At 73.9% G+C, this 26884-nt stretch carries 22 protein-coding genes; 13 read left to right on the top strand and 9 right to left on the bottom strand.

Features of this window, described 5'->3' with window-relative positions; genetic code table 11:
• The 3 genes from cbiQ to AC068A_RS23290 are packed head-to-tail and all read left to right on the top strand — an operon-like array spanning nucleotide 1 to nucleotide 2760.
• Nucleotides 1-762 (top strand): cobalt ECF transporter T component CbiQ, encoded by a 762-nt coding sequence (gene cbiQ, locus AC068A_RS23300; protein ID WP_478587753.1) that lies wholly within the window; start codon nucleotides 1-3, stop codon nucleotides 760-762.
• Nucleotides 750-1529 (top strand): energy-coupling factor ABC transporter ATP-binding protein, encoded by a 780-nt coding sequence (locus tag AC068A_RS23295; RefSeq protein WP_478587752.1) that lies wholly within the window; start codon nucleotides 750-752, stop codon nucleotides 1527-1529. The genes cbiQ and AC068A_RS23295 overlap by 13 nt, the downstream gene beginning before the upstream one ends.
• A gap of 28 nt (nucleotides 1530-1557) precedes the next feature.
• On the top strand, nucleotides 1558-2760 hold the full coding sequence (locus AC068A_RS23290) for a serine hydrolase domain-containing protein (RefSeq protein ID WP_478587810.1): 1203 nt from the start codon (nucleotides 1558-1560) through the stop codon (nucleotides 2758-2760).
• A gap of 338 nt (nucleotides 2761-3098) precedes the next feature.
• Here AC068A_RS23290 and AC068A_RS23285 read toward each other — a convergent pair whose 3' ends face one another.
• The 6 genes from AC068A_RS23285 to rsmI all read right to left on the bottom strand — a co-directional run bounded on the left by AC068A_RS23285 (nucleotide 3099) and on the right by rsmI (nucleotide 9271).
• Nucleotides 3099-3998: a 4-(cytidine 5'-diphospho)-2-C-methyl-D-erythritol kinase gene (locus AC068A_RS23285; protein ID WP_478587750.1), complete on the bottom strand. Its 900-nt coding sequence runs from the start codon at nucleotides 3996-3998 to the stop codon at nucleotides 3099-3101.
• Nucleotides 3995-4897, bottom strand: a complete 903-nt coding sequence (gene rsmA / locus AC068A_RS23280; protein ID WP_478587748.1) for a 16S rRNA (adenine(1518)-N(6)/adenine(1519)-N(6))-dimethyltransferase RsmA — start codon at nucleotides 4895-4897, stop codon at nucleotides 3995-3997. Before rsmA ends, AC068A_RS23285 begins: the two co-directional genes overlap by 4 nt.
• A complete protein-coding gene (locus AC068A_RS23275) occupies nucleotides 4894-6687 on the bottom strand; it encodes a ubiquitin-like domain-containing protein (protein WP_478587746.1) in 1794 nt (597 codons plus the stop codon). The genes rsmA and AC068A_RS23275 overlap by 4 nt, the downstream gene beginning before the upstream one ends.
• Before the next feature lie 159 nt (nucleotides 6688-6846).
• A complete protein-coding gene (locus tag AC068A_RS23270; RefSeq protein ID WP_478587744.1) occupies nucleotides 6847-7764 on the bottom strand; it encodes a TatD family hydrolase in 918 nt (305 codons plus the stop codon).
• 10 nt (nucleotides 7765-7774) lie between these two features.
• Complete coding sequence (locus tag AC068A_RS23265) at nucleotides 7775-8263, bottom strand: hypothetical protein (protein WP_478587742.1); 489 nt, start codon at nucleotides 8261-8263, stop codon at nucleotides 7775-7777.
• A 159-nt stretch (nucleotides 8264-8422) separates the two neighbouring features.
• Nucleotides 8423-9271 (bottom strand): 16S rRNA (cytidine(1402)-2'-O)-methyltransferase, encoded by an 849-nt coding sequence (rsmI, locus tag AC068A_RS23260; protein ID WP_478587809.1) that lies wholly within the window; start codon nucleotides 9269-9271, stop codon nucleotides 8423-8425.
• 222 nt (nucleotides 9272-9493) lie between these two features.
• Here rsmI and AC068A_RS23255 point away from each other — a divergent pair, with 222 nt between their 5' ends.
• The 9 genes from AC068A_RS23255 to AC068A_RS23215 all read left to right on the top strand — a co-directional run bounded on the left by AC068A_RS23255 (nucleotide 9494) and on the right by AC068A_RS23215 (nucleotide 23492).
• Nucleotides 9494-11260, top strand: coding sequence for a dolichyl-phosphate-mannose--protein mannosyltransferase (locus AC068A_RS23255; protein WP_478587740.1), 1767 nt, complete (start codon nucleotides 9494-9496; stop codon nucleotides 11258-11260).
• Nucleotides 11261-11432: 172 nt separating this feature from the next.
• Nucleotides 11433-13061 (top strand): penicillin-binding transpeptidase domain-containing protein, encoded by a 1629-nt coding sequence (locus AC068A_RS23250; RefSeq protein WP_478587738.1) that lies wholly within the window; start codon nucleotides 11433-11435, stop codon nucleotides 13059-13061.
• A gap of 167 nt (nucleotides 13062-13228) precedes the next feature.
• Nucleotides 13229-14755 carry an acyltransferase family protein gene (locus AC068A_RS23245; RefSeq protein ID WP_478587737.1) on the top strand — a complete coding sequence of 509 codons (1527 nt, stop codon included), beginning with the start codon at nucleotides 13229-13231 and terminating at the stop codon, nucleotides 14753-14755.
• 53 nt (nucleotides 14756-14808) lie between these two features.
• Entirely contained in the window at nucleotides 14809-16605 is a 1797-nt protein-coding gene (locus tag AC068A_RS23240) for an ABC-F family ATP-binding cassette domain-containing protein (RefSeq protein ID WP_478587735.1), read from the top strand.
• 158 nt (nucleotides 16606-16763) lie between these two features.
• Nucleotides 16764-18419, top strand: coding sequence for an outer membrane protein assembly factor BamB family protein (locus tag AC068A_RS23235; protein WP_478587733.1), 1656 nt, complete (start codon nucleotides 16764-16766; stop codon nucleotides 18417-18419).
• A gap of 28 nt (nucleotides 18420-18447) precedes the next feature.
• Entirely contained in the window at nucleotides 18448-20268 is a 1821-nt protein-coding gene (locus AC068A_RS23230; protein ID WP_478587731.1) for an outer membrane protein assembly factor BamB family protein, read from the top strand.
• A 142-nt stretch (nucleotides 20269-20410) separates the two neighbouring features.
• Nucleotides 20411-21109 (top strand): response regulator transcription factor, encoded by a 699-nt coding sequence (locus AC068A_RS23225; protein ID WP_478587730.1) that lies wholly within the window; start codon nucleotides 20411-20413, stop codon nucleotides 21107-21109.
• A 94-nt stretch (nucleotides 21110-21203) separates the two neighbouring features.
• Nucleotides 21204-22151 carry a UDP-glucose 4-epimerase GalE gene (gene galE, locus AC068A_RS23220; RefSeq protein WP_478587807.1) on the top strand — a complete coding sequence of 316 codons (948 nt, stop codon included), beginning with the start codon at nucleotides 21204-21206 and terminating at the stop codon, nucleotides 22149-22151.
• A gap of 573 nt (nucleotides 22152-22724) precedes the next feature.
• Nucleotides 22725-23492 (top strand): LuxR C-terminal-related transcriptional regulator, encoded by a 768-nt coding sequence (locus AC068A_RS23215; RefSeq protein WP_478587728.1) that lies wholly within the window; start codon nucleotides 22725-22727, stop codon nucleotides 23490-23492.
• Here AC068A_RS23215 and AC068A_RS23210 read toward each other — a convergent pair.
• Complete coding sequence (locus AC068A_RS23210) at nucleotides 23451-23948, bottom strand: MarR family winged helix-turn-helix transcriptional regulator (protein WP_478587726.1); 498 nt, start codon at nucleotides 23946-23948, stop codon at nucleotides 23451-23453. The genes AC068A_RS23215 and AC068A_RS23210 overlap by 42 nt on opposite strands.
• 182 nt (nucleotides 23949-24130) lie before the next feature.
• Here AC068A_RS23210 and AC068A_RS23205 point away from each other — a divergent pair, with 182 nt between their 5' ends.
• Complete coding sequence (locus tag AC068A_RS23205; RefSeq protein WP_478587724.1) at nucleotides 24131-24991, top strand: trans-aconitate 2-methyltransferase; 861 nt, start codon at nucleotides 24131-24133, stop codon at nucleotides 24989-24991.
• 83 nt (nucleotides 24992-25074) lie between these two features.
• Here AC068A_RS23205 and AC068A_RS23200 read toward each other — a convergent pair whose 3' ends face one another.
• Together AC068A_RS23200 and AC068A_RS23195 are read right to left on the bottom strand one after the other, a co-directional pair.
• The gene (locus AC068A_RS23200; RefSeq protein WP_478587722.1) at nucleotides 25075-25749 is read right to left on the bottom strand and encodes a TetR family transcriptional regulator; all 675 of its coding nucleotides are present in this window, start codon (nucleotides 25747-25749) and stop codon (nucleotides 25075-25077) included.
• On the bottom strand, nucleotides 25746-26786 hold the full coding sequence (locus AC068A_RS23195) for an acyl-CoA desaturase (RefSeq protein ID WP_478587720.1): 1041 nt from the start codon (nucleotides 26784-26786) through the stop codon (nucleotides 25746-25748). Before AC068A_RS23195 ends, AC068A_RS23200 begins: the two co-directional genes overlap by 4 nt.
• Nucleotides 26787-26884 lie beyond the last annotated feature (98 nt).

Raw genomic sequence — 26884 nt, 5'->3', positions numbered from 1 at the left:
ATGGGAGCGGGCCACGCCCACCGGCTCTACCGGCACGCGGACTCGCCCGTCCACGCGCTGCCGCCGCACTGCAAGATCGCCGGGGTCTTCGCGTTCGTCCTGGTCGTCGTGTCCACACCGCGCGAGGCGGTGTGGGCCTTCGGCCTGTACGCGGTCCTCGTCGCGGCCGTCGCCGCCGCGGCCCGGATCCCGGCGGGCGTCCTGCTGCGCCGGATGCTGATCGAGGTCCCGTTCGTCCTCTTCGCCGTGCTCATGCCGTTCGTGGCGGAGGGCGAGCGGACCGAGGTGTTCGGGCTGTCCCTGAGCGTCTCCGGCCTGTGGGGCGCCTGGAACGTGCTCGCCAAGGGCACCCTCGGCGTCGCCGCGTCCGTCATCCTCGCCTCGACCACCGAACTGCGGGAGCTGCTGCTCGGCCTCCAGCGGCTGAAGCTGCCGCCGCTGCTGGTGCAGATCGCCTCCTTCATGATCCGCTACGGCGACGTGGTCACCGAGGAACTGCGGCGCATGTCCGTCGCCCGGCGCTCCCGCGGCTTCGAAGCCCGCGGCGTCCGGCACTGGGGAGTGCTGGCCAAGACGGCCGGGGCCCTGTTCATCCGCTCCTACGAGCGCGGCGAACGGGTCCACCTCGCGATGGTCAGCCGCGGCTACACCGGATCCATGCCGGTGATCGACGAAGTCGTGGCCACCCGCGGCCAATGGGCGCGGGCGGCCGTACTCCCGGCGGCGGCCCTCGCCGTCTGTGTGATCGGATGGACCGTATGACCGCTTCCCCCGCCTCGACGGCAGCTCCTTCCCTGGAGGTCCTCGGCCTCGCCTACGCCTACCCCGACGGCCACCAGGCCCTCTTCGGCGTGGACCTGACCGTCGGCCGCGGCGAGCGGGTCGCCCTGCTCGGGCCCAACGGCGCCGGCAAGACCACCCTGGTCCTCCACCTCAACGGCATCCTCGGCGGCGGCGTCGGCACCGTGGCCGTCGCCGGCCTGCCCGTGGAGAAGCGGAACTTCGCCGAGATCCGGCGCCGGGTCGGCATCGTCTTCCAGGACCCCGACGACCAGCTGTTCATGCCGACCGTCCGGGAGGACGTGGCCTTCGGCCCGGCCGCGGCCGGAATGCGCGGACCGGAGCTGGAACAGCGGGTCCAGGACGCCCTGGAGCAGGTCGGGATGGCCGGCTTCGCCGACCGGCCGCCGCACCACCTGTCCTTCGGGCAGCGGCGGCGCGTCGCGGTGGCCACCGTCCTCGCGATGCGGCCCGAGATCCTCGTCCTCGACGAGCCCTCCTCCAACCTGGACCCGGCATCGCGGCGCGAGCTCGCCGACATCCTGCGCTCGCTCGACGTGACCGTGCTGATGGTCACCCACGACCTGCCGTACGCGCTCGAGCTGTGCCCCCGCTCCGTCGTCCTCAGCGAGGGCGTCATCGCCGCCGACGGACGCACCCGGGACCTGCTGTGCGACGAGGAGCTGATGCGCGAGCACCGCCTGGAGCTGCCCTTCGGCTTCGACCCGCGCTCGGTGCCGGTGGCATAACCGCAAGCCCGTGGTGGTTGCACCGCTCGTGAACATCCAGGGTCAGGTGGCGGAGGGCTTCGAGGCCGTCCGGGACGCCTTCATACGCAATTTCGAGGTGCTCGGCGACCGGGGCGCGGCGGTGGCCGTGTACCGGGACGGCCGGCGGGTCGTCGACCTGTGGGCCGGCGTGCGGGACGTGGACGCCGGCCTGGACGGCGGCCCGGACGCCGGTGCCGGTGCCGAAGCCGCGCCGTGGAGCGAGGGCACGGCGCAGGTCGTCCGCTCGGCCACCAAGGGTGTGGCCGCCGTCGTACCGCTGCTGCTGCACCAGCGCGGGCTGCTGGACCTGGATGCGCCGGTGGGCGCGTATTGGCCGGAGTTCAAGGCCGGCGGCAAGGAGCGGGCCCTGGTCCGGGACCTCCTCGCGCACCGGGCCGGCGTACCGGCGCTGGACGTGCCGCTCACACCGCAGCAGGCCGCGGACGGGCTGACCGGGGCGCGGGCCGTCGCCGAACAGCAGGCGTTCTGGGCGCCGGGCACGGCACACGGCTACCACGCGCAGACCTACAGCTGGCTGCTGTCCGAGCTGGTGCTGCGGGTCACCGGCGCCTCGCTCGGCAAATGGCTCGCCCAGGAGGTCACCGGGCCGCTCGGGCTCGACTTCTGGATCGGGCTGCCGGCGGCCGAGGCGGCGTCCGGGCGGGTCGGCCGGGTCGGCGCCGTCGAGCCGCCCGAGTCGGCGGGGGCGCTGCGGACGCGGCCGCGGCGAAACGTTTCCGAGGCCTACGCCGACCCGGAGTCGCTGACCCGCCGCGCCTTCCTCGCGATCACCCCGCTCGCCGACGAGAACGCCCCCGAATACCGGGCCGCCGAACTCCCCGCCTCCGCGGGCATCGGCACAGCCCGTGCCCTTGCCGGGCTGTACGCGGCGCTGCTCGACGACACCGAGGACGGGGCGCGCCTGTTCACGCCGCAGACGGTGGCCCTGGCAGGCGGGGAACTCTCGGCCGGCGCCGACCGGGTGCTGGTGGTGAACACCCGCTTCGGGCCGGGGTACATGCTGCACAGCCCGGCCTCGCCGATGCTCTCCCCGGCCTCGTTCGGCCACCCGGGCCGCGGCGGATCCCTGGCCTTCGCGGACCCCGAAGCCGGCATCGGCTTCGGCTACGTCACCAACGCCCTGGCCAAGTCGGTCACCGCCGACCCCCGGGCCCAGGCGCTGGTCCGCGCCCTCCGTACCTGCCTGTAACCCCCGTCGGGCCGCCTGCCCACGACGGCGCCGGGGCGCCGCTGCCCCGCGGCACGGCCGAGAGCGCCGGGCCCGCGTGATGCCGGGGGCGGGTGATCCCGAGGCCGGGCGCCCGCGGCCGAAGCCGGCGGGGCGGGAGCCCGCCGTGCCGGGCGGTGTGCGCGGCCCTGCGGGGCTGCTCCCCTGCCCGCCCTTCCCCCGTTCCCCGGGCTCTGCCCGGACCCGTCCCGGGCGGGGCCGAGGCCCGTGCTCGGCGGGCTCGGCCGGTACATGGAGCCTTGCCCAGAGTCTCGCCGGCGTTCGAGGCACGGGGGCGGGGGCGGGGCGGAGCCCCCCGGTCAGGGGAGAGCGGTGGCGCCGGGGGCGGGGCTCGTGGTGGTGCGGGTGGCTCGGCAGGTGCCCGAGGCTTCCAGGGCCGCGGCCACCTTGGCCGCCGCCTCCTCGTCCCGTACCAGGAACGCCGTCGTCGGGCCGGAGCCCGAGACCAGGCTCGCCAGGGCGCCGGCCTCCACCCCGGTGGCCAGGGTGCGCGCCAGGTCCGGGCGGAGGGACAGCGCCGCCGGCTGGAGGTCGTTGGCCAGGGCCGCGGCCAGCGCGTCCGGGTCGCCGGAGGCGAGGGCCGCCAGCAGGGCGGGGGAGGCCTGCGGCTCGGGGATGTCCCGTCCCTCGGCCAGCCGGTCGAACTCGCGGAACACCGCCGGGGTGGACAGCCCGCCCTCGGCGACCGCGAAGACCCAGTGGAACGCGCCCGCCTCGACCGGGGTCAGCAGCTCGCCGCGCCCGGTGCCGAGCGCCGCCCCGCCGATCAGGCTGAACGGCACGTCGCTGCCCAGCTCCGCGCAGATGTCCAGGAGTTCCCCGGTCGGCGTGTTCAGCCCCCACAGCAGGTCGCAGGCCAGCAGTGCGCCGGCGCCGTCCGCGCTGCCGCCGGCCATGCCGCCCGCCACCGGGATGTTCTTCGCGATGTGGATGTGGACGGCGTCGGAGCGGCCGGCGCGGGCCGCGAGGATCTGTGCCGCCCGCGCCGCGAGGTTGGTGCGGTCGAGGGGGACCTGGTCCGCGTCGGGGCCCGAGCAGGTCACGGTCAGCTCGTCGGCCGGGGTGACCGTCACCTCGTCGAACAGCGACACCGCGAGGAAGACGTTCGCCAGGTCGTGGAACCCGTCGGGCCGGGCCGCGCCCACCGCCAGCTGTACGTTCACCTTCGCCGGGACGCGTACCGTCACGCCCGCGCTCACAGGGCCGGCCGTTCGGCGTCGGCCGGCTTGTGTTCGGCGATCGCGGCGAACTCCTCCACCGTCAGCGACTCGCCGCGCGCCTGCGGCGAGACCCCCGCGGCGACGAGCGCGGCCTCGGCTCCCGCCGCCGAGCCGGCCCAGCCCGACAGGGCGGCCCGCAGCGTCTTGCGGCGCTGCGCGAACGCCGCGTCCACGACCGCGAACACCTCCGCCTTCGAGGCGGTCGTCTTGACCGGCTCGGTGCGGCGGACGAGCGACACCAGGCCCGAGTCCACGTTCGGGGCGGGCCAGAACACGTTGCGGCCGATGGCCCCGGCCCGCTTCACGTCCGCGTACCAGTTCGCCTTGACCGAGGGGACGCCGTACACCTTGCTGCCGGGCCGGGCGGCCAGCCGGTCGGCGACCTCGGACTGCACCATGACCAGGGTCCGCTCGATGCTGGGGAAGCGGTCCAGCATCGTCAGCAGCACCGGCACGGCCACGTTGTACGGCAGGTTCGCGACGAGCGCGGTGGGCGGCGGGCCCGGCAGTTCCTCGACGAGGAGGGCGTCGGAGTGGACGAGCGCGAAGCGGTCCCTGCGCTCCGGCATGCGCGCCGCGATCGTGGCGGGCAGCGCCGCGGCGAGGACGTCGTCGATCTCGACGGCGGTGACCCGGTCGGCGGCCTCCAGCAGCGCGAGCGTCAGCGAGCCCAGGCCGGGCCCGACCTCGACGACCACGTCGTCGGGCCGGACGTCGGCGGTGCGCACGATGCGCCGCACCGTGTTGGCGTCGATGACGAAGTTCTGGCCCTTCTGCTTGGTCGGGCGCACGCCGAGGGCGTCGGCCAGCTCGCGGATGTCGGCCGCGCCGAGGAGGGCGTCAGGGGTTCTGTCGGGCTGCTGCTCTGCGGTGCTCACCGGTAAAGCCTACGGCCGCAGTGCGGCCACGGACTCGCCCCCCGCTGCACGTACAGCTTCTTGGCCCGGTACGTCTGCTCCGCACCCGAGGCGTCCTGCGGGCGCCCGCTGCCGCCGAGGGCCTGCCAGGTGCGGACGTCGAACTGGTACAGGCCGCCGTAGGTGCCCGACGGGTCGGTCGCGTCGGGCCGGCCGCCCGACTCGCACTGGGCCAGCGCCGGCCAGTCGAGGCCGTCCGCGCCGGCGACGGAGGCCGGCAACGGCTTCGTACCGACCTTGACGAGCTGGGTGACGGGCTCGCGGACGGTCTCCTCGGCGACCTCGCGCGGTCTCTGCCGGACGCCGTTGACGGTGCGCAGGACGTACGTGACGCGCCGGGTGCCGGTGCGGCCGGGCCGTTCGACGACCTCGGCGCCGGCGAACAGGGAGTCGTCCTCGACGCGTTCGGTCTCGAACGGGATGCGCTCCTCGTGGACCTCGCGGGTGCCGGTGATGCGGAGCACGGTGACGGTCTGGCCGTCGCGGGGGAAGGAGTCGGGCGGGACGGAGGTGGTGTCCTGGCCGCTCAGGGTGATGCCGGCCTGGCCGAGGGCCTCCTGGACGGTGGCGGCGTTGGTGCGGATGGTGGTCTCGCCGCCGTCGGCCATGAAGGTGATGCTGCGTTCGGTGCGGACGGCGAGGGTGAGGCCGGCGCGGGGGACGGACGCGGTGCGGGGGGCGGAGAGGTAGGCGCCCTCGACGCGGATCCCGAACTGGCGCAGGGCCCCCTCGACGGTGTCGGCGGTGGTCCACACCTGGCGGCTCTGCCCGTCGAGGGTGAGCTGCAGGGGGCGGCCGTACCGGACGACGACCTCGTCGCCGTCGTCGAGGGCGGCCCCGCGGGCCGGGGCGACGAGGTCGTGGGCGCCGACGCCGAGGCCTTCGGAGGCGAGGAGCTCGCCGACGTCGCCGGCGAAGGTGTGGAGGGTGCGGGACTGCCCGTCGACGGTGAGGCGGACGGACTTGTCGGCGGCGACGAACGCGGAGGTGCCGCCGGCGAGGAAGGCGACGACCAGCGCCTGCGGAACGATCCGCCGCCAGGAGGCGGGTGCCGCGACGCGGCCGGGCACGGGGCCGGGGCAGGGTGCGGGCCCGAAGCCGGGGCCTGCGGTGGCGGGCTCGTCCCGGCCGTCCCGCTCGTCCCGATGGTCCGGCGAGGGGGCGCGGCGCCGGCGGCCGGTGCCGGGGGCGGCGGGGCCGGGGATGCCGGGCCCGGGCGGGCCGTCGGGCGGCGCGCCCGCGCGGCGGCGGCCGGTACCGGGCGCGGCCACGGCCAGGGCGGCCAGGGCCGCGGGGACGGCGGCCTCCGCCGCCCCGGCGCGCCCGCGGGCCCGCCGCCCCGGGACGGCCGCCTCCGGCGGCTTCCGCCGGCGTCCCGCTCGCTGCGGCCCCGGAAGGCCGCCCTCCATCGTCGCCGCCCCCGCCGGACCGGCGCCGCCGCCCGGGGCCGCTCTGGGGTCCCGTCCGGGGCCGCCGCCCGGATCCGCTCCGGCTGCGGGGTTCCACCAGGGGGCTGTGGCCGTGCCGTGGCGCGGGGCCGGATCCGGGCGCGGCCACGGATCGGCCAGCCAGGCCGGGCCCCCGTCCAGGATCGGCCCGGCCGGCGTCGCGAGGGCGGTTCCTCCGGGCCCGGGAGCCAGGGCGACGGCCGGCTCCGCGGCCGGGTCCGCGAGCCGGGCCGCGTAGGGCGGCCAGGGGAGGCGGGGGTCGGCGGCGGGCCCGTAGACCCCGGTGTAAGGACTCTCGCTCACGACGCTCGCTCCACTGGTCCGGCCCGCCTTCGGTTTCGGGCACGGCACCCTAGCGGAGCCGTCGTGACTCTCCCAATTCGTGCAGCTACCCAGCGTGTCGGAGCGGAGGAGGGGGTGCAGGGGCGGAGGGGCGGAGGAGGTGCAGGGGCGGAGGGAGGCTCAGTAGGCGAAGGCGCGGGCCGTGTTCGCCGCCAGGGCGGTGGCCATCGCGTCCTCGTCGATGCCCCGCACCGCGGCCATCGCCCGTACCGTCAGCGGAATGAGGTACGGCGCGTTGGGCCGTCCGCGGTACGGCGCCGGCGTGAGGTACGGGGCGTCGGTCTCGACCAGGACCAGCTCCAGCGGGGCCACGGCGAGGGCGTCCCGCAGCGGCTGGGCGTTCTTGAAGGTGACGGTCCCGGCGAAGGACATGTAGTAGCCGGCGGCCGCGCACTCCCGGGCCATGTCGGCGTCGCCGGAGTAGCAGTGGAAGATCGTCCGCTCCGGTGCGCCCTCCTCGCGGAGCACGCGCAGCACGTCCGCGTGGGCGTCGCGGTCGTGGATGACCAGTGCCTTGCCCTGCCGCTTGGCGATCTCGATGTGGGCGCGGAAGGAGCGCTCCTGCGCCGCCATGCCCTCGGGCCCGGTGCGGAAGTAGTCCAGCCCGGTCTCGCCGACGGCCTTGACGTGGTCGAGCTTGGCGAGCGCCTCGATCTCGGCCAGTGCCTCGTCGAGCGCGGCCTCGCCGCCCCCGGGCCGGGCGCCCTGGCGCGACCAGCCGTCGGGGTCGCCGAGGACGATGCGGGGGGCCTCGTTCGGGTGCAGGGCCACCGCCGCGTGGACGTTCTCGTACGCGGCGGCGGTCTCGGCGGCCCAGCGGGACCCCTTCACGTCGCAGCCCACCTGCACGACGGCGGTCACCCCGACCGAGGCGGCCTTGGCGAGTCCCTCCTCGACGGTGCCGGACTGCATGTCCAGGTGGGTGTGCGAATCCGCCACCGCCACGCGGAGCGGTTCCGGCAGCGGCGGCGGGGTGTCCCGGGCGTCCCGGTCGTTCCGGGTGCCCGTGGCGGAGGCGGAGGGGCTGGCAGGGCTCATACGGCCGATCTTATGACCGGCGCAGCTTCCGCAGCAGGCGGGCGAGCGGTCCGCGGCGCTCCAGCTCGGCGTCCACCGGCACCGGGCCGGGGCCCTCGTGCGACGGCTTGCCGTGCGGCTTCGGGGGCCGCGGCTCGTTCGCCCCGGCCGGCACCGGGCCGGCGATCCCGGGTGCGATGCGGTGGTGCCAGAGCTTGTCGATCGTGCCCAGCACGGACGAGACCTGCCCCTCGCGCATGATCCGGACCACGTGGCCGCCGCAGTTCTGGCAGGTCGGGTTCGACAGCGGCGAGGGCACCCGCTCGCCCTGCACCCGGTACAGGATGAAGGGCTGGCCCCGGCCGTCGGTGTGGTGCTCGATCTCGTAGCCCTGCTCCCAGACGAATCCGCACCTCATGCACGCGAACGAATAGGCCTCGTGCACGGTCCGCACACCGGGGGCCAGGGGCGGGGATGCCGGGGAGGGGACGGGTATCGAGGTGTCTGCGATCTCACTCATGCCAGCTCCTCTTGTTCCACTGTGCCATTGCCAGTGGACGCCTCTTCGGGCAGGAGCGCATCAGGCCATGTCTACTGTTGGACGGCCCTTGGGCGACTCATGCCCAAAGCGCCCGGTGCGCGGTCTGAGCTTTGCTTTTCAGATTAGCTCTTTACCTTCTCACGGCCTGTTTCCAGCCGCATTCTTTGCCGCGACGACCGCGTCGAAGACCTCCCGCTTGGGTACTCCGGCCTCGGCCGCGACCGCCGCGATGGCTTCTTTCCGCCGCTCTCCCGCCTCCTCGCGCACCCGCACCCGGCGCACCAGCTCCTCGGCGCCGACATCGCCGGGGCCGGCGGCGGGGGCGCCCTCCACCACGATGGTGATCTCCCCGCGTACGCCCTCGGCGGCCCAGGCGGCCAGCTCGCCGAGACCGCCCCGCTTCACCTCCTCGTACGTCTTGGTCAGCTCGCGGCAGACGGCGGCCCGCCGGTCGGGGCCGAACACCTCGGCCATGGCGGCGAGGGTGTCGTCGAGCCGGTGCGGGGCCTCGAAGTAGACGAGGGTGCGGCGCTCGCCCCCGACCTCGCGCAGCCGGCCGAGGCGCTCGCCGGCCTTGCGCGGCAGGAAGCCCTCGAAGCAGAACCGGTCGACGGGCAGCCCGGACAGGGCGAGCGCGGTGAGCACGGCCGACGGGCCCGGGACGGCGGTGACCCGGATGTCCTGCTCCACGGCGGCGGCGACCAGCCGGTAGCCGGGGTCGGAGACGGACGGCATGCCGGCGTCGGTGACCAGCAGCACCCGCTTGCCGTCCCGCAGCGCCTCCACCAGCTCGGGGGTGCGCGCCGACTCGTTGCCCTCGAAGTACGACACGACGCGGCCGGCGGTGTGCACGCCGAGGCCCTGGGTCAGCCGGCGCAGCCGCCGGGTGTCCTCGGCGGCGACCACGTCGGCCCGCTCCAGCTCGGCCGCCAGCCGGGGCGGGGCGTCGGCGAGGTCGCCGATCGGGGTGCCGGCGAGCACGAGCACGCCCGCACCGGAATCGGAGGCCCTGCCGGAGGCCCGGGAGGCGGCGGGGTGTGCGGGGTGCGCGGGGGTTTCGGAGCCGATGGGCTGGTCAGTCGTCACCCGTCCATCCTCTCAGCCGGGCCCTTCCGGCCGGGCCGGCCGCCCCCGCCCGTACGGCCGGGCACGGGCACCGGCCGTCTGCGGCACTGGGGTTCGCCCAGCCGCGTTCCCTACGATGACCCGGTGACCAGTACCGCGACGCCGCCGCCCAGCCCTGCGGGGGCCCCGCCCGCCCCGGTCGCGGGGCGCGAAGAACAGCCGTCCACCTGGCTGCGCCGCCTGCGCGGCTTCGGCTACGCGCCGCCCGCCGGCGCACGGCGGCCGGATGTCCGCGCCCGCCTGGTGCCCCCGTACGCCCGGCCCTCCGCGCAGCTGTGGGCGGCGCTGGGGATCCCCGCCTCGGCAGCGGACACCTGGCAGCGCGTGCTGGCGTGGGCCGGGCCGGTGCTGGTGGCGCTGGTCGCCGGGGTGCTGCGGTTCGTGAACCTGGGCAGTCCGAAGGCGGTGATATTCGACGAGACGTACTACGCCAAGGACGCCTGGGCCACGATCCGGCAGGGCTACGAGGCGAGCTGGCCCAAGGACATCGACAAGTCGATCCTCGCCAACCCCGACGGGGTCGCCCTGCCGGTGGATCCCGGGTACGTGGTGCACCCGCCGGTGGGCAAGTGGGTGATCGGGCTCGGCGAGTGGATGTTCGGCTTCAACCCCTTCGGCTGGCGGTTCATGACCGCCGTGCTCGGCACCCTTTCGGTGCTGATGCTGTGCCGGATCGGGCGCCGGCTGTTCCGCTCCACCTTCCTGGGCTGCCTGGCCGGCACGCTGCTGGCGGTGGACGGCCTGCACCTGGTGATGAGCCGAGCCGCCCTCCTCGACCTGGTGCTGATGTTCTTCGTGCTGGCCGCCTTCGGGGCACTGCTCGTCGACCGGGACCGGGCCCGGGCCCGACTCGCTGCCGCGCTGCCCGTGGACGCGGAGGGCCGCACCAGACCGGACGCCGCCGTCGCCGAGACACTCCGGCTGGGCTGGCGCCCGTACCGGATCCTGGCGGGCGTCTGCCTGGGCCTGGCCTTCGGCACCAAGTGGAACGGCCTGATCGCGCTCGCGTTCTTCGGTGTGCTCACGGTGCTCTGGGACGCGGCCGCGCGCCGCACCGCGGGAGCGGGTGCCCCGTACGCGGCGATGCTGCGCCGGGACGCGCTGCCGGCGTTCGTCTCGACGGTGCCGGTCGCGGTCTCGGTGTACGTGGCCTCCTGGACGGGCTGGATCCTCAGCCCGGACGACGGCAAGGGCGGCTACTTCCGCGACTGGGCCGCCAAGCAGGACCAGGGCAGCGCCCTGTCGTTCCTGCCGGAGTGGCTGCGCAGCCTGTGGCACTACGAGACCGAGGTCTACAAGTTCCACGTGGGCCTGACGTCCGGGCACACCTACGAGTCGAACCCGTGGAGCTGGCTGGTCCTGGGCCGCCCGGTCTCGTACTTCTACGAGTCCCCCGACCCCGGCACGGACGGCTGCCCGGCGACGGAGGCGGGCAAGTGCGCCCGCGAGGTCCTGGCCCTGGGCACGCCGCTGCTGTGGTGGGCGGGCTGCTTCGCGCTGCTGTACGTGCTGTGGCGGTGGTTCTTCCGCCGCGACTGGCGGGCGGGCGCGATCGCGTGCGCGCTGGGTGCGGGCCTGCTGCCCTGGTTCAACTACCAGGAGCGGACCATCTTCTTCTTCTACGCGGTGGTCTTCGTCCCGTACCTGTGCCTGGCGGTGGCGATGACGGTGGGCGCGCTGCTGGGCCCGGCGGGCTCGTCGGAGCGCAGGCGCGCGCTGGGCGCGATCGCGGCGGGCGTGCTGGTGCTGCTGATCATCTGGAACTTCATCTACTTCTGGCCGGTCTACACGGGCGAGACGATCCCGATGGACTCCTGGCGCAGCCGCATGTGGCTGGACACCTGGGTCTGACGGACGTGTAGCGGACGTGTTGCGAGGGGCCGGCGCCGTGGTGGTGCCGGCCCTTCGGAATATCACCCTCCAGTAACAAGATGTGCACAGCACGCGTACGCCGCGTAAGGTCCGTACCGAGGGGTCTTTGAACGCGTTCAGGGCCCGGGGGATCCGACGGGGAGGACGTGACGTGAACGGGGCTGCGAAGGGGGCCATCATCGGCGGGGTGTTCCTCGCGATGCTGGGCGGAGCCGGGTACGGGGCCTACACGCTGGTCGACAGCGCCGGCAGCGGCAACGGCAAGGGCACCACCACCCAGGCCGCGAAGGGCAGCGGCCCGATCACCGAACAGGAGGCCGCCCGCACCGCCAAGGCCTTCCTCGACGCCTGGGCCGCCGGGAACGGGGCCGCAGCCGGCCGGCTGACCAACAACGCGCAGGCGGCGCAGACCGCGGTGGCCGACTACCGGGACCAGGCCCGCGTGGCCAAGGCCGTCATCACACCGGGCGCCGCGACCGGGGCGACCGTCCCGTTCACCGTCGCCGCGGAGATCACCTACGAGGGCGCGAGCAAACCGCTCGCCTACGACTCCAAGCTGACCGTCGTCCGCAGCCCGACCAGCGGCAAGCCCCTCGTCGACTGGCAGCCCTCGGTCATCCACCCGCAGCTCGGCAAGGACGAGAAGCTGCGCGCGGGCGCCCCCGCCACCCCGCCGGTCAAGGCCGTCGACCGCAACGGCGAGGAGCTGACCGCCGAGAAGTACCCCTCGCTGCGCCCGGTCCTGGACCAGCTGCGGCAGACCTACGGCGCCAAGGCCGGCGGCCGGGCCGGGGCCGAGCTGTGGATCGAGCCGGCCGCTCAGGACGCGCCGAAGCGCACCCTGCTGACCCTCGCCGAAGGAGAGCCCGGAACGCTGCGGACGACGCTCGACGCGAAGGTCCAGGCCGCGGCGGAGAAGGCCGTCGCCCGGTACCCCGAGGCCTCGGTGGCCGCCGTCAAGCCGAGCAGCGGAGACGTCCTGGCCATCGCGAACCACCGCAAGGACGGCTTCAACGCGGCCATGGAGGGCGCCCGCGCCCCCGGCTCGACCATGAAGATCGTGACGGCGGCCATGCTGATCGACCGCGGCAGGGCGGGGGCGGACCAGCCGGCGGAGTGCACCAAGGAGGCCTCCTGGGGCGGCCGTTCCTTCCACAACCTGAACAACTTCGACCTGCCCGCCGACGCCACCTTCGCCACCGGCTTCGCCCGCTCCTGCAACACCTCCTTCATCAAGCGGATCGACGACGTCCGCGACGACGCGGCCCTGTCGAAGGAGGCCCGCGAGGTCTTCGGCATCGGACTCGACTGGAAGACCGGCGTCCGCTCCGCCGACGGCAAGGTCCCCGAGGCGACGGGCGCGGCCGCCGCCGCGGCCTACATCGGGCAGGGCCGGATCACCATGAACCCGCTCAACGTCGCCTCCCTCACCGCCACCGCCCGCGCCGGCCAGTTCCACCAGCCGGTGATCGTCGCACCGGACCTCGACGGCCGCCCGATCGCCCGGGCCGAGCGCCGCATGAAGCCCGCGGTGGCCCAGCAGGTGGTGCGGATGATGAAGCTGACCGCCACCAGCGGCACCGCCGCCGAGGTGATGGGCACCGTCCGCGGCTCCGACAAGGGCGCGAAGACCGGCTCGGCCGAGGTCGACGGCGCGGGCAGCCCCGACAGCTGGTTCACCGGCTTCAGCGGCGACATGGCCGCGGCCGCGATGGTCGAGGCCGGCGGCCACGGCGGCGACGCGGCCGGCCCCATCGTCGCGGCCGTCCTCAACTCCTGAACCCGCGGACAACTCCTGAACTCCCGAACTCCCGAACTCCCGAACTCCTGAGCTCCTGAGCTCCTGGATTCCCGACGGAATCCGCGCCCGGGGCACGGCGGTACCCAGACCGGAAATGAGTAGCAGCGCTCTGGTCCGGGGCCCCGGGCGCGCGGGAGCGTACCGGCATGGACATGAGTGCACGGGACCTGGCCGAGGCGACCCCCGCGACGCGGGACCGGTACGTCGATCTGCTGCGCGTCGCCTCGCTGGCCACCGTCGTGCTCGGGCACTGGCTGATGGCCGCGGTGAGCGGCGACGGGATAGGGAACCTGCTCGCCCTCGTCCCGGAGCTCCAGCTGCTCACCTGGGTGCTGCAGATCATGCCGGTGTTCTTCTTCGTCGGCGGGTTCTCGCACGCCCTGTCGTACCGCTCGCTGGAGCGGAGGGCCGGCGGCCGGGGCGTCTACGCCGCGTTCCTGCGGGCCCGGCTGCGGCGGCTGCTGCGGCCCACCCTCGTCTTCGTCCTCGTCTGGACGGCTGCCGCGCTCGCCGTCCAGGCCGCCGGCCGCGGGGACGGCCGGCTCTCCGGAGCCGCCCTCAGGCTGGTCACCCAGCCGCTGTGGTTCATCGGCATCTACCTCGCCATGGTCGCCCTCACCCCGCCCCTGCTCAGGCTGCACCGGCGGTGGGGCTGGGGCGCCTTCGCGGCGCTCGCCGCGGCCGCCGCAGCCGTCGACCTGCTCCGGTTCGCGGCCGGCGTGCCCTACGTGGAGTTCCTGAACTTCGCCTTCGTCTGGCTCGCCGTGCACCAGCTCGGCTTCCTGCGCGCCGACGGCCGCATCACCCCCGGCCGCCGCCCCGGCACCCCCGGCCGCACCCGCCTCCTGCGTCCCGCCGCCCTCGCCGCCGCCGGGCTCGCGGGCGCCGCGCTGCTCGTCGCGTACGGGCCGTACCCGCTGTCCATGGTCGGGATGCCCGGCGAGAAGGTGTCGAACATGGCGCCGCCCACCCTCGCCCTGCTCTGCCACGGGCTGTGGCTCGTCGGGGCCGTCGAGCTGCTCGGGGCGCCCGCCGCGCGGCTGCTGGCCCGCCCCCGCGTGTGGCGGGGCGTGGTCGCCGCCAACGGGATCGCCATGACCGCCTTCCTGTGGCACCTCACGGCCATGCTCGCCGTGTACGCCGCCCAGCTCGCCCTCGGGCTGCGGCTGCCCGAGCCCGCCTCCGCCGCCTGGTGGGCCCAGGTGCCCGTACGGCTCCTGCTCGCCGCCGCGCTGACCGGGCTGCTCGTCGCCGCCTTCCGCCGCTTCGAAACCCCCGCCCCCGCCCCCACCCCCGCCCCCACCCCCACCCCCGCCCCTGCCCGCTCCCGTACCCCCGCCCCGGCCGCGGCGGACGGCGCCCCCGCCCCGGCCGCGGCGGACGGCGCCCCCGCCCCGGCCGCGGCGGACGGCGCCCCCGCCCCGGCCGCGGCGGACGGCGCCCCCGCCACGGCCCCCGCCGGCTCCTCTCCGCGCGCCGCCGCCGGCATCACCCTGTCCCTGCTGGGCGTCCTCGGCCTGTCCATGACCGGCCTCGGCGGCCTCTTCGAGGGCCACAGCGCCACCCTCGTCGCACTGCCCGTCACCGCGCCCGCCGCCATCGCCATGGCACTCGGCGGCTGGTACCTGGTGGAACGCTCCGCCCCGTCCCGGAGAGTTAGGCTGAGGGGCTGATCCACACCCTCCCCCGGGCCCCGTCCGGGGGTACCCCACCTGGAGCGCGTCTGATGGCCGTCAATCTGGTCAATGTCGAGGCAGTCAGCAAGGTGTACGGCACCCGTACCCTGCTCGACGGCATCTCCCTCGGCGTGTCCGAGGGGGACCGGATCGGTGTCGTGGGCCGCAACGGCGACGGCAAGACCACCCTGATCCGGATCCTGGCCCGCCTGGAGGAGCCCGACGGCGGCCGGGTCACCCAGAGCGGCGGCCTGCGCATGGGCGTCCTCACCCAGCACGACTCGCTCGACCCCGCCACGACGATCCGCCACGAGATCATCAAGGACATGGCCGACCACGAGTGGGCCGGCAACGCGAAGATCCGCGACGTCCTGACCGGCCTGTTCGGCGGCCTGGACCTGCCCGGCTTCGACCGGGGCCTGGACACCGTCATCGGCCCCCTCTCCGGCGGCGAGCGCCGCCGCATCGCCCTCGCCAAGCTGCTCATCGAGGACCAGGACCTCATCGTCCTCGACGAGCCCACCAACCACCTCGACGTCGAAGGCATCTCCTGGCTGGCCGAGCACCTCCGGCAGCGCCGCTCCTCCCTCGTCTGCGTCACCCACGACCGCTGGTTCCTCGACCAGGTCTGCACCCGCATGTGGGACGTCCAGCGCGGCAGCGTCTACGAGTACGAGGGCGGCTACAGCGACTACGTCTTCGCCCGCGCCGAGCGGGAGCGGATCGCCGCCACCGAGGAGGTCAAGCGGCAGAACCTGATGCGCAAGGAGCTGGCCTGGCTGCGCCGCGGAGCCCCCGCCCGCACCTCCAAGCCGCGGTTCCGCATCGAGGCCGCCAACGCCCTCATCGCGGACGTGCCGCCGCCGCGCGACACCTCCGAGCTGATGCGCTTCGCCAACGCCCGCCTCGGCAAGACCGTGTTCGACCTGGACAACGTCACCGTCCAGGCCGGGCCGAAGACCCTGCTCAAGCACCTCACCTGGCACCTCGGCCCCGGCGACCGCATCGGCCTCGTCGGCGTCAACGGCGCCGGCAAGACCTCGCTGCTGCGCGCCCTGGCCGAGGCGGCCCGCACCCAGGGCGACGTCCAGCCCGCGGCCGGCACCGTCACCGTCGGCAAGACGGTCAAGCTGGCGTACCTCTCCCAGGAGGTCGGCGAACTCGACCCGTCCCTGCGGGTCCTGGAGGCCGTGCAGCGCGTCCGCGACCGCGTCGACCTCGGCAAGGGCCGCGAGATGACCGCCGGTCAGCTGTGCGAGCAGTTCGGCTTCACCAAGGAGAAGCAGTGGACGCCGGTCGGCGACCTCTCCGGCGGTGAGCGGCGCCGCCTGCAGATCCTGCGGCTGCTGATGGACGAGCCGAACGTGCTCTTCCTCGACGAGCCCACCAACGACCTGGACATCGAGACCCTCACGCAGCTGGAGGACCTCCTCGACGGCTGGCCCGGCTCGATGATCGTGATCTCGCACGACCGGTTCTTCATCGAGCGCACCACCGACACGGTGATGGCGCTGCTGGGCGACGCCACCCTGCGGATGCTGCCGCGCGGCCTCGACGAGTACCTGGAGCGCCGCCAGAAGATGATCGAGGCGGCCGCGCCCGCGCCCGCCCCGGCCGCGCCGAAGTCGACCTCCGCCGGCGACGCCCGCGCCGCGAAGAAGGAACTCCAGCGGATCGAGCGTCAACTCAACAAGATGGCCGACCGCGAGACCAACCTGCACGCCCAGATCGCCGAGAACGCCACGGACTTCGCGAAGGTGGCCAAGCTCGACGCCGAGCTGCGCGAACTCATGTCGGAGCGGGACGAGTTGGAGATGCGCTGGCTGGAGCTGGCCGAGGAGGCCTGACGGTTCGCAGGCGCGGAGGCCGACTGGCCTGATAACGACGCTGTCACGGGCCGGTCCGCCCTTGGGAACAGGGGTGCGACCGGCCCGGTCCCGTTGCGGCGGCAGTGGTAGAAAGGTGATCTCCCCGCACCCACACCCGACGCCGAAGGTACGCGCTGATGACCGAGCAGCCCCAGCCGCCGAACCAGCCGCCTGCGCCGGACGGTTACGGGCACCTCCCCGGTCCCCCGCAGCCCTCGTACGGCATGCCCCCGCAGGGATCCAACCCGTACGCCCAGCCGCAGCCCCCCACCACCCCGATGGGGCAGCCTCCCACCACGCCGACGGGGCAGCCCGCGTACGCCTTCCCGCCGCAGCCCGGCGCCCCCCAGGGCCCGGGCCAGGGCCGGGTTCCCGGCACCCGGCCGGGCCGCCGCACCACCGTCATCGCCGCGGCCGCGGTCGCCGGCGTACTCGTCCTCGGCGCCGGCGGGTACGCCCTCCTCGCCGGTGGCGGGGAGAACGGTCCGGACGCGCCGGCCGCCCAGAGCTCCCCGCCCGCCGGCCCCGAGGCCTCCGGCACCCCCGACAAGGGCGACGGCAGCGGCAACGGCTCCCAGGCCGCCGAGGACCTCAACGCCGGCCGCAAGCAGGGCGAGGACAAGGTCCTCTGGCTCAAGACCGCCAAGATCGACGGCCCCGGCATGGGCGTCGACGCCGAAGGGCAGTGGGTCGTCGGCGAGACCGTCGTCAAGAGGGCGTGGAACAACCTCACCGCGTACGGGGCCGCCGACGGCAAGGAGAAGTGGACACTCGCCTTCCCCGCCCCGATCTGCTCCGTCACCCCGCAGACCACCGCCGACGCCAAGACCGTCGTCCTGTACAAGGAGAGCCAGTCCGAAAGCGCCCTGTGCAACCGGATGCGGATGGTCGACCTGAAGACGGGCAAGGAGGGCTGGTCCAAGGAGATCCCCAAGGAGGGCCACTTCGACATCATGACCAGCCCCACCCTGGGGATGGCCGGCGACACCGTCGCCGTCAGCCGCAGCGGCAGCGCCAGCGCCTTCAAGATCAGCACCGGTGACAAGCTGTTCGGGAGCGGGTCCGCCGAGGGCTGCAAGCCCGACGCGTACGTCGCCCACCACAACAAGATGATCGCGATCGCCGGCTGCAACGACAAGGACGGCAAGGACGAGGTCTCGGACGCCGACCCGGTCACCGGCAAGAAGACCTGGACCTACCAGCTCCCCGACGGCTACAAGGTCACCAGCGTCCACTCCCTCGACCCGATCGTCCTCGACATCGGCAACGAGCAGAAGAAGGAGCGCTCCATCGTGGTCCTCGGACCCGACGGGAAGCAGCGCGCCACCGTGAGCGGCGAGGGCAAGTTCGCGACCGAGTGCAACCATGCGGCGCTGGGATCCTACGAGGTCTGCCGCACCAGCGTCGTCGACGGCGGCACCCTCTACCTGCCGACCGTCGCGGAGTCCGGCAAGGCCAACGAGATCGTCGCCTTCGACCTGGGCACCGGCAAGGCCAAGTGGCGCACCCCGGCCGGCGACAGCCGCACCCTCACCCCGATCAGGGTCGAGAACGGGCAGCTGATCGCCTACCGGTCCGCCGAGGCCGACAAGGGCGGCGAGGTCGTCGCCGTCCCGGCCGCCGGGGGCGCGCCCACCGCCCTGCTGCGCCACCCGTCCGGCGCCGCCGCCCCGATCGAGAGCGCCTTCTACACCCCGCAGATCGACTACGCGGGCGGCCGCTTCTACATCTCCGTCGTACACCTGCGCGCCCAGGGCAAGGACGAGAAGCTCCTGATGGTCTTCGGCAAGTGAACGAGTCGACGAGAGGCAACAGCAACCGATGAGTACCCCGCCGCCCCCTCAGCAGCCGCCCGCCGGCGGCTTCGGCGCGCCGCAGGATCCCCCGCCCGGGGGCTACGGCACGCCCCCGCCGCCGCCCGTCCCGCCGCAGCAGCCCCCGGCCGCCGCCCCGCAGCCGCCGGCGGACCCCCGGCAGCCGGCCGCCGCACCGCCGGCCGCACCGCCGGCCGCGCCGCCCGCCGTGCCGCCGACCGTGCCCGCCGGCGGGCCGGCCGTCCCGCCGCAGGCACAGCCCGGGCAGCCCGCCTACGGCTACCCGCAACAGGGCTACGGCTACCCGCAGCAGGGGCCCGCCGCCCCGAACCCGTACAGCGCCCCCACGGCCCCCATGCAGACGGCCCAGCCCCAGCCGGGCCCGTCCGGCACGGGCGGCGGTGAGAAGCGCACCCAGATGATGATCATCGGTGCGGCGGCGCTCGCCGTCGTCCTGATCGTCGCCGGCGGCCTCTGGTACGCCTCCGACAACGGGCCCGTCGACGAGCCCGACGCCAATCCCACGGCCAGTGCGAGCAAGGCCCCGGCCGGCACGCCCGGCTCGGAGAAGGTGCCCGCCAACACCAAGTCGCGGCCGCTGTACAACCACCCGAGCCCCGCACCGGAGGAGATCACCTCCGTTCCCGGCTCCTGGCTCACCGACTCCACCTACGTCAAGACCGACCTGTCCAAGGTCGTCGGCTACAACCTGGTCGACGGCGGCAAGAAGTGGGAACTGCCCTTCCCGGGCGAGGTCTGCGGCGCGACCAAGCACATCACCGACAACAAGACGGCCGTGCTGTTCAAGCCGACCGCGGCCACGCCGGAGAACAAGTACCCGCCGTGCACCGAGGTCGGCGTCATCGACCTGAACACCGGCAAGCTCGTCTGGTCCGGCAACGCCAAGGGCAGCGCCACCGGTGACAAGCCCGCCCCGCTCGGCGAGGTCACGATCAGCGGCCAGACCGTCGCCGCGGCCGGCACCAGCGGCGGCGCCGCCTGGAACCTCGCCGACGGCAAGCCGCTGTGGACGCCCAAGGCCGACGCCCAGGGCTGCTACGACGCCGGCTACGCGGGCGGCGAGGGCCTCGCCGTCATCCGCAAGTGCGGCCGCCACCCCAACCAGACCCTGTACGCGCAGAGCCTGGACCCGGCCACCGGCGCGCCCACGGCCTCGTACAAGCTCTCCGAGGGCATCGAGTGGGCCTCGATCATCTCCACCAAGCCGCTGGTCGTCGCCGCCGACGTCGGCGACACCGCCAAGAACGCCACCGGCATCAGCGACCTGTTCGTCGTCGACCCCAAGGGCGAGCTGAAGGCGCGCATCTCGCTCGCCTCCGGCAACTTCGGCGGCAAGTGCAAGGCGACCGAGGTCGAGAAGTGCACCAACATCGTGGTCGGCAACGGCAAGGTCTACCTGCCCTCGGTCGAGCACCAGGGCAAGGACTCCTCCATCGCCCGCACCAACGAGCTGCTCTCCTTCGACCTGGAGACCGGCAAGCAGACCAGCGACCGCGCCGACGCCGGTGAGCGGTACACCATGTTCCCGCTCCGCATGGACGGGTCGAACATCATCGCCTACAAGGTGCCCCCCTACGACAAGGGCGGCCAGATCGTCTCCATCGACGGCACGACGATGAAGGAGACCCTCCTCATGGAGAACCCGGCGGAGAAGGCGAGCCGCACCGCCGAGACCGGATTCTCGCCCGAGTACTCCGAGTTCCGGTACCGGGGCGGCAAGCTCTTCATCTCCCGCACGAACGTGAAGAAGCCGTACTCCGACAAGCAGGATCCGGAGTACCTGTTCGTGTCCTTCAGCGCCAGCTGATCCCCGGCCGTATCCGCAGCCGCCGGAAGCCCCGGAAGCCCCCGGAAGGTCCGCCTTCCGGGGGCTTCTGTGCCGTATCCGCCGCACGCCGTCGAACAAGCGTGTAGCTTGCCGGGTCAGAAGGGGAGAGGGTGGGGGCCCAATGGGCGTACGGGTCATGGTGGTCGACGAGCACCGGCTGCTGGCCGAGGCGCTCGCCTCGGCCCTGAAACTGCGCGGACACCGGGTGCTCGCCGCGGCCGCACCGGCCGCCGGCGCCGCCGACCTGGTCATCAGCCGCGCTCCGGAGGTCTGCCTGCTGGGCACGGCCACCCCCGCCGAGCCGGGGGTCTTCGAGCCCGTCGTCCGCATCAGACGGGAGCGCCCGCAGACCGCGGTCGTGGTCCTCGGTCCGGTGCCGAGCCCGCGCGGGATCGCCGCCGCCTTCGCCGCCGGCGCCTGCGGGTACGTACGCCAGGACGAGCGGATCGAGGGCGTCGAGCGGGCGCTGGCGAAGGCCCGGGCCGGGGAGGCCGCGATCTCCCCGCAGCTGCTCCAAGGGGCGTTCGCGGAGCTCCTCAACCCGGCGGCCGCACCCGACGACGAGGGCAGCCGGCTGCTGCGGCTGCTCACCCCGCGCGAGGTGGAGGTGCTGGTCCGGGTCTCCGAGGGCGAGGACACCCGGCTCATCGCCGCGGGCATGGAGATCGCGCCGAGCACGGCGCGCACGCACGTGCAGCGGGTGCTGATGAAGCTGGGCGTCGGCTCGCGGCTGGAGGCGGCCGCGCTGGCCGCCCGGACCGGCCTGCTGGAGCGGGCGGCACTCCCGCGGACCGACGCCGATTTCCCCGGAAGCCCGTAATCCGGTAAGTCAGTGACCGGCATGTGCACCGTCGCGCGTGCGTTCCCCTGCGAGAGGTAGTAGGCCAGTGAGCAAGACGCCGTCTTCTAAGTACATGGTCACCGGCGGCGCCGGATACGTCGGCAGCGTCGTCGCGGCGCACCTGCTGGAGGCCGGACACGAGGTCACCGTCCTCGACGACCTCTCCACGGGCTTCCGCGAGGGCGTCCCCGCCGGGGCCGCCTTCATCGAGGGCCGCATCCAGGACGCCGAGCGGTACCTGGACCCCTCCTACGACGCGGTCCTGCACTTCGCGGCGTTCTCGCAGGTTGGCGAGTCCGTCGTGAACCCGGCCAAGTACTGGGACAACAACGTCGGCGGCACCCTCGCCCTGCTGGGCGCCATGCGCGCGCACGGCGTGCGCAAGCTGGTGTTCTCCTCCACCGCCGCCACCTATGGCGAGCCCACCGAGAGCCTGCTGACGGAGGAGTCCGCCACCCGCCCCACCAACCCGTACGGCGCCTCCAAGCTGGCCGTGGACCACATGATCACCGGTGAGTGCGCGGCCCACGGCGTCGCGGCGGTGTCGCTGCGCTACTTCAACGTCGCCGGCGCGTACGGGCAGTACGGCGAGCGCCACGACCCCGAGACGCACCTGATCCCGCTGGTGCTCCAGGTCGCCCTGGGCGAGCGGGAGTCGATCTCGGTGTTCGGCGAGGACTACCCGACCCCGGACGGCACCTGCGTGCGCGACTACATCCACGTCGCCGACCTCGCGGAGGCCCACCTGGCCGCCCTGGACGCCGCTACCGCGGGCGAGCACCTGATCTGCAACCTGGGCAACGGCAACGGCTTCTCGGTCCGCGAGGTCGTCGAGGCCGTCCGCAAGGTCACCGGCGAGGACATCCCGGAGGTCGTCGCCCCGCGCCGGGCCGGCGACCCGGCCGTGCTCGTCGCCTCCGCGAAGGCCGCGCACGAGAAGCTCGGCTGGACCCCGTCCCGCCCCGACCTCGAGGGCATCATCGCCGACGCCTGGAACTTCACGCGCGCCCTGCGCGGCTGACCGCCCCACCGCGGGCGCCCCACCGCGGCCGCCCCACCGCGCCCGGGCCTCCGCCCGCTCCACCGGCTCCGCCCGCGCCACTGCCGTCACCGCTTCCGCCGCGCCCCCCGCACCCCGTCGTGCGGGGGGCGCGGTGCCTTGCCGGGCGGGCGTCGGGGGAGCGCGCCCGCGCCCGGAAGCGCTGCGGGCAGGCGCAGTGCGCGGGCGCCCGGCGTGCACACGCCGAGTGAAATGTCCCCCGTGCATCTGCCCGGAGCACCTCCCGGGCCGGAACGGCCCTTACGCGACCTGCGAACCGCTCGATTCAGGCCACACCGGAGGCCCTTCGGGATGGCCCCAACCGGAAAATCGCTCGGAAAACTTCTGCTATTCGGCCAACTGCGGGCCGCACCCCGCTCTACGCTGATGCGTGACACCGGTGGGGGCCGGTGTTGATTCAGGGGTCGAGAGACGCCGGGTACGGCGTCCGGTCCGGGGTAATGCAGAGATGTCTCGGCGGCGGCCGCGGCAGCTTCCATCACCCGGTCCGGGCGCCGTACCCGCAGTCGTCCGTCCCTGACCCTTGGGGGTTTTGTGGTTCGCATCCGAGTTCTCGTGGTCGACGACCACCGCATCTTCGCCGAGTCGCTGGCCGCCGCGCTCGCGGCCGAGCCGGACGTCGACGTGTCCGCGGCCGGCAGCGGCCCGGCCGCCCTGCGCTGCCTGGAACGCGCGGTGGCGGAGGGGCGCCGCTTCGACGTGCTGCTGGTCGACGCCGACCTCGGCGCCGCGGCCGGGCCAGTGCCCGCCCAGCGGGAGCCGGGGTCCGGGCCGCCTCCGCCCGGCTCCGACGGGATCGCGCTCGTCGCCGGCGTACGGGCGGCCCACCCCGCGGTCCGCACCGTCGTCCTCGCCGAACGCGACGACCCGCGCCGGGCCGCGTACGCCCTCCAGGCGGGGGCCTCGGGCTGGGTGGCGAAGGACTGCTCGCTCTCTCGGCTGCTGGCCGTCATCCGGGGGGTCCTGCGCGAGGAGACGCACCTGCCGCCCGCTCTGCTCACCGGCGTCCTGCGGGAGTTGACCGCCGCGCGCAAGCACCGCAGCGACAGCGAGCGGCTCGTGGAGTCCCTGACGCCGCGCGAGCACGAGGTGCTGCGCTGCATGGTGGCGGGGCTGGGCCGCAAGGACGTGGCGGCCCGGCTGTTCCTGTCCCCGCACACCGTCCGCACGCACATGCAGAACGTGCTGGGCAAGCTCGGGGTGCACTCCACGCTCGCGGCCGTGGCGCTGGCCCGGCGGGCGGGCGTACGGCCGGCGGACCTATCCGGGGATGTTGTCGAACGGAGCGGTCAACTGGCGTAGCAGGGCGGCGAGGTCGGCGCGCTGGCCCTGGGAGAGCCGGCCCAGGATCGCCCGCTCCTGGGCCAGCAGCCCGGCGAGGGCCTCGTCGGCGCGGTCGCGGCCCTCGGGGGTCAGCCGGACTAGGACCCCGCGCCGGTCGCTCGGGTCGGGCAGCCGCTCGACGAGCCCCTTCTTGGCGAGCCGGTCGATGCGGTTGGTCATGGTGCCCGAGGTGACCAGAGTCTGCGTCAGCAACTGGCCGGGGGAGAGCTGGTAGGGCGTGCCGGCGCGGCGCAGCGAGGTCAGCACGTCGAACTCCCACGGCTCCAGGCCGTGCTCGGAGAAGGCCAGCCTGCGGGCGCGGTCGAGGTGGCGGGCGAGCCTGCTCACGCGGCTCAGCACTTCCAGCGGTTCCACGTCGAGGTCAGGGCGTTCCCGCCGCCATGCCGCGACCAACCGGTCGACCTCGTCCTCCATGCCGATCAGTGTAAGGGGTATGTCGACGTGAAGTCTCTTGAATGCGAGAGTTTCGGAGAGGTGTATCTTGAAGGCATGAATCTTGATGTCAAGATATATTTGGGGTGATCGCGGGCATGGAGCGGCCGGGGCCGTAAACGGCCTCCGCTCCCGACCCCCACCAGCAGCAGGGAGGCTCCACCATGCATTCCGACACGCGCCAGACGGCACGGATCCCCACCGCCACCACCAGCGCCGCACCCACCTGGGACCCCCAGCAGTACCTCCGGCACGCGGGACACCGCACCCGCCCCTTCCTCGATCTCCTGACCCGCGTGCCCGAACTCCCCGCCGACCCCGCCCGCATCGCCGACCTCGGCTGCGGCCCCGGCAACGTCACGGCCCTCCTCACCGAACGCTGGCCCCGGGCCCACATCACCGGCTTCGACCTCTCCGCGGAGATGCTCCACCGCGCCGCCGCCGAACACGCCGGACCCACCCCCGGCGGCGGCACCCTCGACTTCCACCGTGCCGACATCGCCGACTGGCTCCCCGACGAGCCCTACGACCTGATCGTCTCCAACGCCGCCCTCCAGTGGGTCCCCGCCCACCCCGGCTCCTTCGCCGCCTGGATCAACGGGCTGCGGCCCGGCGGCACCTTCGCCTTACAGGTCCCCGGCAACCACGCCGCCCCCAGCCACGCCCTCCTCGCCCGGCTCTGCGACAGCCCGCGCTGGCGCGACCGGCTCGCCGGCCACGGCTCCCGCTACACCCACGTCCTCGACGCCGCCGAGTACCTCGACCGGCTCACCGAGCTCGGCTGCGCCGCCGATACGTGGGAGACCACCTACTTCCAGCTGCTGCCCGGCGACGACCCCGTCCTCGGCTGGGTCAAGGGCACCGCCCTGCGCCCCGTCCTGACCGCCCTCGAAGACGACCCCCGGGCCGCCGACGCCTTCCTCGCCGAATACCGCGACCTGCTGCACACCGCCTACCCGACCGGCCCGCGCGGCACCGTCTTCCCCTTCCGCCGCATCTTCGCCGTCGCCGTCAAGGAGCACTGACCAACGCGACGGCGCCCCGCCACCGCAGCCGCGGCGGCGGGGCGCCGCACCCTGCGCGGGCTCCCAGCGGGGCCCGCGCGGCCTCAGCTCTTGCGGTGGCCCACCAGCCGCGGCTTCGACTCCAGCCCGTCCAGCCCGTGCCAGGCCAGGTTCACCAGGTGCGCCGCGACCTCCGCCTTCTTCGGCCGCCGCACGTCCAGCCACCACTGCCCGGTCAGCGCCACCATCCCGACCAGCGCCTGCGCGTACAGCGGGGCCAGCTTCGGATCGAACCCCCGCGCCTTGAACTCCAGACCCAGGATGTCCTCGACCTGCGTGGCGATGTCGCTGATCAGCGACGCGAACGTACCCGTCGACTGGGCCACCGGCGAATCCCGCACCAGGATCCGGAACCCGTCCGTGTAGGACTCGATGTAGTCCAGCAGGGCGAACGCCGCCTGCTCCAGCAGCTCCCGCGGATGACCGGCCGTCAGCGCACCCGTCACCATGTCCAGCAGCTGGCGCATCTCCCGGTCCACCACGACCGCGTACAGGCCCTCCTTGCCGCCGAAGTGCTCGTACACCACCGGCTTGGACACCCCGGCCTTCGCCGCGATCTCCTCCACCGACGTGCCCTCGAAGCCCTTCTCGGCGAACAGGGCCCGGCCGATGTCCAGCAGTTGCTGGCGCCGCTCCGCGCCCGTCATCCGAACCCGGCGGCCACGCCTGGGCTTGTCGCTGCTGGAAGTGCTGCCGTCGATCACCACGCCCCCCATCATGCCGCGTGTGACGCGTTTTCCCTGCGTCGGGCGTCGATCCGGGCACCCGACGGCCAGCGCACGTCCGTCGCCCAGCCCGCCAGCTCGAACCAGCGGATCAGCCGGGCACTGGAGTCCACCTGGCCGCGCAGCACCCCGTGCCGCGCCGAGGTCGGGTCCGCGTGGTGCAGGTTGTGCCAGGACTCCCCGCACGACAGCACCGCCAGCCACCACACGTTCCCCGACCGGTCCCGGGACCGGAACGGACGCCTGCCCACCGCATGGCAGATCGAATTGATCGACCACGTCACGTGGTGCAGCAGCGCCACCCGTACCAGGGAACCCCAGAAGAACGCCGTGAACGCACCCCACCACGACATCGTGACCAGACCGCCCACCAGCGGCGGGACCGCCAGCGACAGCACCGTCCAGAACACGAAGTCCCGCGAGATCCGCCGCAGCGCCGGATCCTTGATCAGATCGGGGGCGTACTTCCGCTGATCGGTCTGCTCCGTGTCGAACAGCCAGCCGACGTGCGCCCACCACAGGCCCTTCACCAGCGCCGGCAGGCTCTCCCCGAACCGCCACGGCGAGTGCGGGTCGCCGTCCTGGTCGGAGAACCGGTGGTGCCTGCGGTGATCGGCCACCCAGCGCACCAGCGGCCCCTCCACCGCCATCGAACCCATGACCGCCAGCACGATCCGCAGCGGCCGCTTCGCCTTGAAGGAGCCGTGCGTGAAGTGGCGGTGGAAGCCGACCGTGATCCCGTGGCAGGTCAGGAAGTACATGAACGCCATCAGGCCGAGGTCCAGCCAGCTCACCCCCCACCCCCAGGCCAGCGGCACCGCCGCGAGCAGGGCCGCGAACGGGACGGTGATGAACAACAGCAGCGCGATCTGCTCCACCGACCGCTTGTGCTCACCGCCGCGGGTCGCGGACGGCAGCGGGGCGCCGGACGGGGCGCCGGACGGGGAATCGGAGGACGGGGCGGAGGACGGGGCAGAGGGCGGATCGGAGGGCGTGGAGACGCCCTCGATCAGATCGGGACCGGTGGTCATGGGCGTCCCCTGAAGGGTGAGGGAGAAGGCAGGCACCCCGGCTACGGATGCGTAACCTACGGCAACGTAAGTATGGCAAAGCACAGCCCCCCGACAAG

The sequence above is a fragment of the Streptomyces sp. NPDC043854 genome (assembly GCF_056436005.1).
Note: the sequence above shows the minus strand (reverse complement) of the source record. Positions and strands in the feature narration are given on the sequence as shown.